Here is a 9,500-nt window from a genome sequence, read left to right as displayed (position 1 = left end):
GGAGCAAGCTTCCCCGATCGGCCATTCCGGTCGACGGGAGAAGCTCATGAACAACACACCGTCTCCGACTCCGTCCGTACCCCGATCACGAGGTAAAGGCAAGCGTTTAGCACAGGCAGAACTGCCCGATGAACTGAACAGCTGGGTCGGCGAATTCGATCGCCATCTCTCGCAGGTCGTGGGGCTTGCAGCAGCGTCACGTCGCCAATACCGCTTCTTTGTTCGGCGATTCCTGGCGGAGTACTGCCCGGCAACCGCCCGTGACCAGTGGGTGCCGCGCGCGGAATGGCTCACCACCTTTGTTCGCCAAGAGGCTGCACGCCTTCACGGACACTCGCGCAAGAAGCCAGGAACTGCACTGCGAGCCTGGCTCCGGTATCTGGTGTTCTGCGGCATGGCGGGCGGTGAGCTCGAAGCTGCGATTCCCTCGATTCCCCAGTGGAAGTACGCCTCTCTGCCGGTCCGTCTCACCGCAGAGGAGACCGAGCGCGTGCTCGGAGCAGCGCTCGACGGAGGCGCCCACGAGTTGCGCAATCGGGCGATGTTGCTGGCCCTGGCGAGAATGGGTGTACGGGCCTGCGAGCTCACACATTTGATGCTCGACGATATCGACTGGGTCGAGGGCTGCGTGCGCATTCGTCCTGTAAAGTCTCACCGCGAACGGCGACTGCCGTTGCCTTGCGAGGTCGGCGAAGCATTGTGCGCCTATCTTCAACACGAACGCCCCGCCAGTGCTTGCAGAGCAGTCTTCCTGAGTACGCGGGAACCGTACGGGCCGATTCTCGACTCGTCGGTCGTCTCGAGAACGGTCCGCCAAGCGATGACTCGTGCCGGCGTAACGGGTATCCCGGCCGCGGCACATGCGCTGCGTCACACGGCGGCCACGCAGATGGTATGCCGAGGCGCAACTTTCAAGGAAGTCGCCGACGTGCTGGGACATGCCTCGCTGGCGACGACGGCGATCTATGCGAAGCTCGATCTCGCAACGCTCGCGCACGTCGCCTTGCCGTGGCCGGGAGTACGGTCATGAACGGGCATCCAGAGTTACGCGACCACCTTGATGCCTATCTTGCCGTTCGGGAGGCGCTCGGCTTCAACGATGCGGCCAGAAAGGCAGTGCTGAGAAGCTTCGTTGAGTATGCGATCGTCGCCGACAGGTGGCCGATCGACGCGCAGCTTGCGGTTGACTGGGCGTGCGGGCCATCATCCGTCCGCAGTCCAGCCGGGCAGGCAAGTCGTCTTTCTACGGCCCGGCGGTTTTTGTACTTCCTGCGCGCGAGCGTTCCGGAAACGCAGGTTCCCGGAAGCGGATTGCTTGCGCGACCGCGACGGCGTAGGCCCTACATCTTCACTCAGGAGGAGCTCGCCCGCCTTCTGGATGCCGCCGCGGCAATGCGGCCTCGTCGCAGATTGCGACCGCACGTGTACGTATCGATGATTGGCCTGCTGGCCAGCACCGGTATCCGGGCGGGCGAGGCCATCCGATTGACGGTCGACGACGTGCTGCTTGACGCCAATCCGCCGAGGATCTCGATCCTCGAGACCAAGTTTCGGAAGTCGAGAATCGTGCCCCTGCACCCGACGACCTCCGAGAAGTTGAAGGCCTATCTGCTGCTGCGCCAGAAGCTCGGCTACGCCGGGCTAACGGATCTGTTCTTCATGTCCGAGATCGGAACGGCGATCAGCTACGGATTCTTCGCGAACTGGTTCACGCGCACGGCTTACCGGCTCGGCATGGTGCCGTCTTCGGGCACCAGGTCGCCGACGCTGCACAGCCTGCGCCATACCTTCGCCGTCGAGCGTCTGACGCAATGGTGCCTGGAGGGTGCACCAGTTCAGCAATGGATACCGAATCTGTCCGTCTATCTCGGGCATGTCAGCCCCGTGGAAACGTACTGGTACCTGACCGCGACGCCGGCACTGCTGACTACTGCGTCGGCGACGTTCCGGCAGTATGCAAGTCTGGGAGAGAAGTCATGAAGGCCACCACCATGATCGGCCCGTTGCTGCAGGGCTTCTTCGTCGAACACCTGCTCGCCCATAAGCATGTCAGCCCGAGAACGGTATCGAGCTATCGAGACACGTTCCGTCTCTTGCTCCAGTTCGTCTGGAACGAAACGCACATTGAACCTTCGTCACTGCACCTGGCCGCGCTGGACGCGCCCCTGATCCTGTCGTTTCTTGACTACCTGGAAGTCGAGCGGCGCAATGCGGTGCGATCGCGCAACGCCAGGCTGGCAGCGATTCATAGCTTCTTTCGATGGGTCGCGCTGTGCGACCCGGAGTCAGTGGGCTTGGCTACGCGCGTACTTGCGATTCCGTTGAAGCGGACCGATCGACTGCTGGTGCAGGCGCTCACCCGCGTCGAAATCGATGCGCTGCTTGCAGCACCCGACCGATCCCTATGGCGCGGTCGTCGCGACTACGCGCTGCTGCTGACGATGTACAACACCGGAGCGCGCGTTTCCGAAATCACCGCGCTCCGACAAGAGCAGGTCCAGTTCAGCGGCAGCACGCTGATCAACCTGATGGGCAAGGGCCGCAAGGAACGAAGCATCCCGTTGTGGTCAATCACGGCCCAGGTATTGAAGACGTGGTTCCATGAACTGGAGAGCACTCGCACGCCGATCGCGTTTCCCAGTCATCGCGGCCGGCAACTGTCGCGCAACGGCGTCGATTACATCCTCCAGCAGGCCGTCAATCAGGCTGGCTTGAAATGCCCGAGCCTGATTGGCAAACGCATTTCGCCGCATGTCGTGCGCCACACGACGGCCATGCATCTGCTGCAATCCGGCGTCGACATCAGTCTCATCGCTCTCTGGCTCGGGCACGAGAGCATCGAAACGACTCACGTCTACATCGACGCTGATCTGGCGACGAAGCAGCGAGCACTCGAGAAACTGGCGCCAGCGGAAGCCGCCTCGTTCCGGTTCAAGCCTTCCGATAGCGTGCTTGCCTTCCTGCAACAGCTCTGATTATCTACAGTCTCGTCGCCGGCGATCCAAAGCTGGCGGACACCGATCGACGAGCTGGGCATAACCGGGAACTGTGCCTAAAAGCGCTTATGCGCTGCAGCGCATAAGCGCTTATCCCGGCCGCCCCGCCTGTTCGTCAGGTGAGTAGCGGAACCGCTTCTATCACGGCGACACCGATGAGCGCACCAATTGCGGCCGCGATCAGTTCCGTGTGCCCACGATCGAGCTGCAGCGCGGTGAGTAGCGCTCCGATCATGGCGCCAAGGACCGCAAAGATCACGATCAGAAAGGCAATCTTGAAATCGCTATTGATCAACATGTTGCCTCCTGGTTGCCGAGGCGGGTTGGCTCGACTATTTGAATCTCCCTACATAATATGTCACATCGTGATATAAATGCCATGTTTTTTCCCGACGCCGATCATGCCACGAAGCGTTACGCCCTCATCCTATTGCCTCGTGCGATGACCGGCGCATATTCGAGTGCTACGGAATCCGTAATTACTCGTTGTGCTTCTCAGGCTGCAGGGCCACCTTCATTGAGTCGGGCGGCGATGTGATCAAGGAGCGATTGAACGAGACCCGCAGCATAGCGTTGATCTCTCACAAGCGCGTCGTCGTCGCCGACGTAGTGGAAGCGCGCATAACCTACCGGACCGATCTTTTCATATCCCTCGGTATCATCGTCGTCGCAGAAACGGCGGCGGAGGGCATGAATGCCTGCCTCAACCGCGCCTGGGTGGGCCTGAGTCCATGCCCGCGCCACGAATTCGTCGGCGATTTCCTCGATCGTCCCCGCGTAGCGCAGAACGTGGATGAGGTCTGCGGCATCCTTGTTTTCGTGTCGGTCGTCGAGTGCTAAAGCCTTCAGAATAACGAAGGCCGGTACATCGGCGAACCGAACCACTTCTGTGGATTTACCTCCACCATCGAGCAACTGGCCTGTGACTTCCCGCTCCTTAAACCAATCGTGCACGATGCCCGCGAATTTCATAGACAGCGCCGATACGCGCTCCCCATCGACACTCACCGCCCTCCCGGGTTGTTCATCTCCCGCATCGCGAAGGAATTCAACCAGCACGTAGAGGTGCTCATCCACCTTTCGCGTCCATCGCCACGACGACGCGTTGCCCTCTGCGTTCACGAAACGCTCAAAATCTCGGGCAGCGAGCTGATCCGCGAGCGCGGCATAGCCATCACCTTGGGCGATCACCTCGAGGTTGAGTACGACGTCGACGTCGGAAGTTCCGGCGTGAGCGGGAACGTCCGGAGGTGCTTCAGGCGTAAGGTAGCGCGGCACCAGCCCGCCTACGAGACGTAGAGTGTTCTTGAGGCTTCCGAAGGCCCCAAGAAGCGTTAGCAGCGCACGCTCGCAAGCCTCTGTAACATCGGGATAGTATCCAGCGGAGGTGTGTGGTTTGGGTCGAGTGGCCATCTATAAGTCCAAGCGTTCGAGTACGTGTTGAGCCAGTTCCTTGTTCCTGCCTCGACCGTCGAGCAGATCCAGGTAGAGGATGAAAGGGCTAGCGAAGTAGGACGGGTAATCGGGGTGAACGTCCCGGAAAAGCAAACTCGCGCCGTCGCGTTCCACTATGGTCACGTTGGCGCCTTGCTCTGCCGGCTTGAGTTTTATCAAGTCTGCCAATTGGCTTGCTTGGCCCGGCGGAACAATAATCTCTGCAGTATCGACGTTTGTAAGTAACGGCGCATAGACGTTTGCTGCGGCGGTGCCTGTGAACGCCCAAGGGAAGGGGATCCCTGCCTTCTCAATCTTTGCCGTTAAATGCAAAAGAAGCAATTTCGGGTTCTCGGAGAAGACGTACCATCGGGTCCGATTCTCCTTGCGTTGTGTCCAATGCTCCGCCCAAGCGTCTAGTAGCTCTCTCGGTTTGGTGAGGCGTCGGCGAAGCTTGCGACCGCTGCCGCTGGACTCGCACCATTCCCGTCGCACCAACTCCTGCAGCACCACGGAGCAAGTGTAAGCAGACGTCTTTGACATCTCCGCGAGTTCGCCGCCGGTGAGCCATTTCGTTCTGTACTTGAGTAACGCATGCACGACCATCTCTCGAGAGTCGGTGAAAAGGGCAGTCGCCTCCCTCTTGGTCGACGCCGCCGCGGGGCGTTCAATGTTAACCAGCCACTGACGCCACCGCAAATACAGATTGCCGTTCCGTTCGAAGTAGCCAATTCCGCGGTTGCGCAGCAGTTCTCTTGCCCCCGGACTAAGCTTCTCAGCAGCAACAAGCTTGATCAAGTTCTGGGTATGCTCAGCCGACTTGTACTCATCCAGTCGCCACACCGCCTCCCGAATATCGCGCGGGTAGGCATGGCGTAGCGTTTCCACGGCGATGTCTATAGACTCGCCATCGGCCAGAAGCGTAAGGAGGAGGTCGAGTTGTCGATCTCCGCCGACTGGTTGCTCGGTTTTGCGGTCAGTGATTTCTCCGCCCGTGGCTTCTGCAAGTGCGGTGCAAAGATCGTCCGCCATCTGCGCCTCATATGCGAGGCGGGCGTGTGCACGCTGACTCTGAGCGGAATTGTCCATGGTGGTTTAGATGATATGAGCGATTTTGCTGGCCAGCAAAGCAAGCTATTCTGCAGTTAGTTTAGCATATTCGGCTAGTTTAGCTGACCAGCCAAGGAAGGGATAACAGCTAAGGCGCGGCTAGTAGCCGAAGGCGGGTGTTGAGCGTGTTTCGGGGTTTGTCGTATTTGACATAATAGTAACTAGCGCATTTTTAATGGGGTCTGAATTAATATTTCTCACCGAGCCCTATGGCCGACTCTGCGGCGGGAAAATTCAGTGTAGGACCGTCCGAGCACGTCGAGAATTTGCTTTTGTTTATTGATACGTATCAACTCGCCCCTGATGGCAGGTCTACCACGTGGCGGTTGCTGCGAGCGGTTTAGTCGCTTTTGCTGGCAACTTAGTCGTCACCATGGTAGTACCGCCGAACAAAGATCGCAGGATCAGGCCACCGCTAAGTCCGTTTGCAGTAGGCGACGCAATGCGCAACGATGTTACGCGGCGGGGCCTGGCGGCGAGGCATGAAGGCGGGCTTCGCGCGGTCAGCATTAGCACCCGTGGGTTGGGGGACGCGTGAAGCCGCTCAGCAGCGCACGCGCTTCGGCGAGGAACACGTCGGGAAAAGCATCGAACACCGCGCGCAACGCGGCCGCCGTCTCGATCAGGCGCGGCTGCTGGGCTTGGCCGGTCTCGACGCGCCGCACGATGATCTCCGCGGTGCCGATCGGCCCGTTGGCGCTCAGCAGCGCGACCATCAGTCGGCCAGTCGCTTGGCCGAACAATGTGGTACCCCAGACGGCGACGACCGCGTCGATGACCGCGGCCGACGCGGGCGTGAACGACGGGTTCGCGCAGATCAAACGCATCTGGGGCGACAGCGGGCTCGATTTGTCGCTAAACCGGTCGAGCTTATCGACGTCGCGCGCGAGGCGCTCGAGCGGCAGCTTCGCCGCGTAGATGACGATCCGCACGCGCTCAGCGAGCTCGCGTGCGGCGGTGCTGTCCAGATGGTCCACTCACCCCCCGAAATGGCAGGGTATTAGAATACCTACCCCGATTCTGTCCCATTCAATGTAACCCTGATCATACGACTTATCAGGGTTATTTTTACAGGTTCGAGCCCTTAAATTGCGAAAACCACGTGACCTACCGCCCAAACCAGCGTAGCCATCCGACAGGATGTCGACCACGGCGCGCGGCACGACTGGAAGGAACTCAATTCGGAACCTGTCGGGGCTTGCTCGAGAGAAATCCTGCGCGGAAGCCCGCGTCGCAGATCGAGGGAGCGTGGGCAGTCTGATCGCCGGCCGGCGTGCGTGCGCCGGCACGCGGAATTAGCATTGAGCGCGCGGCCCGCGCCGAACTCCGGTCACTGCGTGCGGCGCACCTTGGTCTGTCCCTGTCCGACGGGACCTTGTTAGGCAGCTCTAATGCCCATACAATGTGACTTGTAGCGGCGCTGCAGTTTAAATATGCCCGGGTCGCCTGCGACAAATCGGCGTCGTCAATCGTAAGCGTACTGGCAAGTACGTCAGGTCCGGGTACTGCACCAATTCTCATAGCCTCCCTCGGGAGGCTATTTCATTATGGGCGCCACGATCTATCTAGACGAGAGCGGATGTCTGGGCTGGAAGCTTGACCAGGCATATGGCAATGGCGGATCGAGCCGCTTTTTCACACTGGCCGCAGCCGTCATTCCCGACGGCCGGGAAGCAACGCTTGAGCGGGTGGTGCGTGGCCTGTACAAGAAGCGCGGCCGTGACGCGCGCAACGAACTGAAATCCGTCGCCATGAAGAGCAGCGAGCGCGTGCACTTCGCGAATGCGCTCGCCGGGGTCAGGGTCCGTAACGCCGACATCACCTTTGCGGCAATCACCGTGCGCAAGGAACGCGTAGGCCGGCCGTTCCGGCAGCATCCGAACCGCCTCTACAACTACATGACGAAGTGCCTGCTGCTCGATCTGATGAGCCGGCACGACTCCGTATGCTTCATCCCAGACGCACGCTCGATCAAGGTCGAGTCAAAATACGCCCTGCACGACTACCTTGCCACCGAGCTTGCCTCGGTCGGCGAAACCGTGCTTCACACCACGCCTTGGGAAAGCCGCGATTGCCTGCCTCTGCAGTTTGTCGACGTGATGGCTGGGATCGTGTGGTCGCACTACGAATTCGGCAACAGCGACGCCTACCGCGTGGCCTTGCCGCATATCGGCCAACGACAGCTGTTCTTCTAGGCCGCGATCGCCATAGCATTAGCCCCGTTGATTGACAACCTTCTGCGGCGATTGCACGATCTCGAAACAGTGCTGAACGAGCACCCCATTGCGAAGTCGACGCTGCGGGCCGATCGGCTCGGGGCGGCTTATCTGGTGCCCTTCGTGGTGAATTGACGCTTAAGGAACGGGGCTGGCGGGGTGGATGAAGCTGACGAACCCAGCCCAGGGTTCAACGGCGCTGGGTTAGCAGTCGCACGAGTTCGTCGCGTAACGACGAGACATCGAGGAGATGGCGAGCACGTGTCGCCGCCACGTACAGCAATCGCATTTCGTCGTCGTCCATCGCCAGGCGTCCGTCGAGCATCTTGAAGCGGAAATCGTTCGTGATCTTCACCCGTTTCCACTCGAGCCCTTTCGACCGGTGGACGGTCGAGATCACGTAGTCCGCGTTGTCCTCAGGCGTGATACGTCGCGCTAGCGCGCGCAGATAGCCTGTCCCGCACTCATCGACGATCTGGACGATCGGCAGCAGGTCGCTCCCCACGGCGCTGCGGGCGAACGATTGAGCGTCCTTCCACGTCTCGAACAACGAAAAGGCGGCGGGGCGAAATGCTCGTCGGCCGGCGAGCAATTGGTCGGCGCCGTCTGCGTATGCTTCAATCTCGGCGGGACTCATGCGGATCGCGGGTCGATGACCCGATTCGAGTCCGGCGGCCAACTGCCAGATCGCCGTCACATTCTTTCGGCACAAGACCGCATCGACCGGTGGTGAGAGGTTCGGATCCTCGACCAAGATCGAGCCGATGTTGTGCTGACCACGAATGGGTGTCGATTCGCCCAGCAAAGCGAGAATGCGACTGGCAAGCACCGCCAACGTCGACCCAAAGCGGAACGATTCAGTAAGCGCGCACTCGGGGGCGGCGATCTGGGCCATCGCGTTGACCGCGCCGCGCCACTCATAGATCTGCTGGTAGGGATCGCCGACGTAGATGATCTGCGCGTGGTGCTGGCGGCCGAGCACCGACAGCATGACACCATCACTATCCTGCGCCTCGTCAAACAGGATGAAGTCCGCATCGATGCGCGGGTCCGCTTGCGCCCAGACTTTCAGCAACACATCGGGCGTAACGGCGCTTTGCCCTCGCGGATCGGTGCTTTCCTCCCACAGGCGGACGACATAGGGAAGCAACCATTCGCGCAACGAGGCAGCCGCCTTGTCGTCGATCTTTTCGTCGACAGGAATGTGCGCAGTCTCTGGACGCAGCTGGGCCGAACGACAAAACATGCCGAGACCCTCGGCGATCATTTGGCCGATCTCGAACGGCATGAGTTCGACGGGCTTGCCGTTGACGTTGGGCACGCGTACGGGGCCAAGCCGATAGCGGATCGCGAGTTCATGTGGCGATTCGAACTGGAGCTTCATCCGGTTGCGCAATGCCGACGTGACGGATGCATAGGCGTGTGCGTGCATCGTGCGCGATCGGACATTTGGCGGAAATCCCCTGCGCGCGTGGTCCGCGATTTCCCTGTTGAATGCGAGATAGCTGCCGCGCTGGCCAGCGAGGTGGTCGGCGACCAGCCGGAGCGTCGACGTCTTGCCGGCGCCGGCATAGGCCTTGATTTTCAGGTTGCCGCCACGCGCGACCGCGTCGACGATCGCGTATTGTTCCGCGGTCGGCTTGAACGTACGGGGCATGGCGAGTAACGAGGGGGGCGAGCGGAATGGACGAATAGTGTAGCGCGTCGTCGAACGCGAACCAAACTGGAAGCGTGGAAGACCGGT

The 9,500-nt window shown here is 60.5% G+C and carries 10 protein-coding genes; 5 read left to right on the top strand and 5 right to left on the bottom strand.

Going from position 1 to position 9,500, the window contains the following annotated elements; all coding sequences use genetic code 11:
* Nucleotides 1–46: 46 nt before the first annotated feature.
* The 3 genes from ACV229_RS26735 to ACV229_RS26725 are packed head-to-tail and all read left to right on the top strand — an operon-like array spanning nucleotide 47 to nucleotide 2,975.
* Nucleotides 47–1,030 carry a site-specific integrase gene (locus ACV229_RS26735; RefSeq protein WP_448086117.1) on the top strand — a complete coding sequence of 328 codons (984 nt, stop codon included), beginning with the start codon at nucleotides 47–49 and terminating at the stop codon, nucleotides 1,028–1,030.
* Entirely contained in the window at nucleotides 1,027–1,980 is a 954-nt protein-coding gene (locus ACV229_RS26730; RefSeq protein ID WP_448086116.1) for a tyrosine-type recombinase/integrase, read from the top strand. The genes ACV229_RS26735 and ACV229_RS26730 overlap by 4 nt, the downstream gene beginning before the upstream one ends.
* Entirely contained in the window at nucleotides 1,977–2,975 is a 999-nt protein-coding gene (locus ACV229_RS26725; RefSeq protein ID WP_448086115.1) for a tyrosine-type recombinase/integrase, read from the top strand. Before ACV229_RS26730 ends, ACV229_RS26725 begins: the two co-directional genes overlap by 4 nt.
* 136 nt (nucleotides 2,976–3,111) lie before the next feature.
* On the opposite strand, the gene ACV229_RS26720 is transcribed toward ACV229_RS26725, so the two are convergent.
* The 4 genes from ACV229_RS26720 to ACV229_RS26705 form a co-directional block, all read right to left on the bottom strand.
* Entirely contained in the window at nucleotides 3,112–3,294 is a 183-nt protein-coding gene (locus ACV229_RS26720) for a hypothetical protein (RefSeq protein ID WP_448086114.1), read from the bottom strand.
* A 197-nt stretch (nucleotides 3,295–3,491) separates the two neighbouring features.
* Nucleotides 3,492–4,274 carry a hypothetical protein gene (locus ACV229_RS26715; RefSeq protein WP_448086113.1) on the bottom strand — a complete coding sequence of 261 codons (783 nt, stop codon included), beginning with the start codon at nucleotides 4,272–4,274 and terminating at the stop codon, nucleotides 3,492–3,494.
* Nucleotides 4,275–4,409: 135 nt separating this feature from the next.
* On the bottom strand, nucleotides 4,410–5,462 hold the full coding sequence (locus tag ACV229_RS26710) for a type IV toxin-antitoxin system AbiEi family antitoxin (protein ID WP_448086112.1): 1,053 nt from the start codon (nucleotides 5,460–5,462) through the stop codon (nucleotides 4,410–4,412).
* Between the two features lie 587 nt (nucleotides 5,463–6,049).
* The gene (locus tag ACV229_RS26705) at nucleotides 6,050–6,517 is read right to left on the bottom strand and encodes a hypothetical protein (RefSeq protein WP_448086111.1); all 468 of its coding nucleotides are present in this window, start codon (nucleotides 6,515–6,517) and stop codon (nucleotides 6,050–6,052) included.
* A 570-nt stretch (nucleotides 6,518–7,087) separates the two neighbouring features.
* Between ACV229_RS26705 and ACV229_RS26700 the strand changes: the two genes are divergently transcribed.
* Nucleotides 7,088–7,735 (top strand): DUF3800 domain-containing protein, encoded by a 648-nt coding sequence (locus tag ACV229_RS26700; protein WP_448086110.1) that lies wholly within the window; start codon nucleotides 7,088–7,090, stop codon nucleotides 7,733–7,735.
* Nucleotides 7,736–7,762: 27 nt separating this feature from the next.
* Nucleotides 7,763–7,891 (top strand): hypothetical protein, encoded by a 129-nt coding sequence (locus ACV229_RS26695; RefSeq protein WP_448086109.1) that lies wholly within the window; start codon nucleotides 7,763–7,765, stop codon nucleotides 7,889–7,891.
* Between the two features lie 55 nt (nucleotides 7,892–7,946).
* On the opposite strand, the gene ACV229_RS26690 is transcribed toward ACV229_RS26695, so the two are convergent.
* Nucleotides 7,947–9,413 (bottom strand): UvrD-helicase domain-containing protein, encoded by a 1,467-nt coding sequence (locus ACV229_RS26690; protein WP_448086108.1) that lies wholly within the window; start codon nucleotides 9,411–9,413, stop codon nucleotides 7,947–7,949.
* Nucleotides 9,414–9,500 lie beyond the last annotated feature (87 nt).

It is taken from the genome of Burkholderia sp. MR1-5-21 (assembly GCF_053427715.1).
Note: the sequence above shows the minus strand (reverse complement) of the source record. Positions and strands in the feature narration are given on the sequence as shown.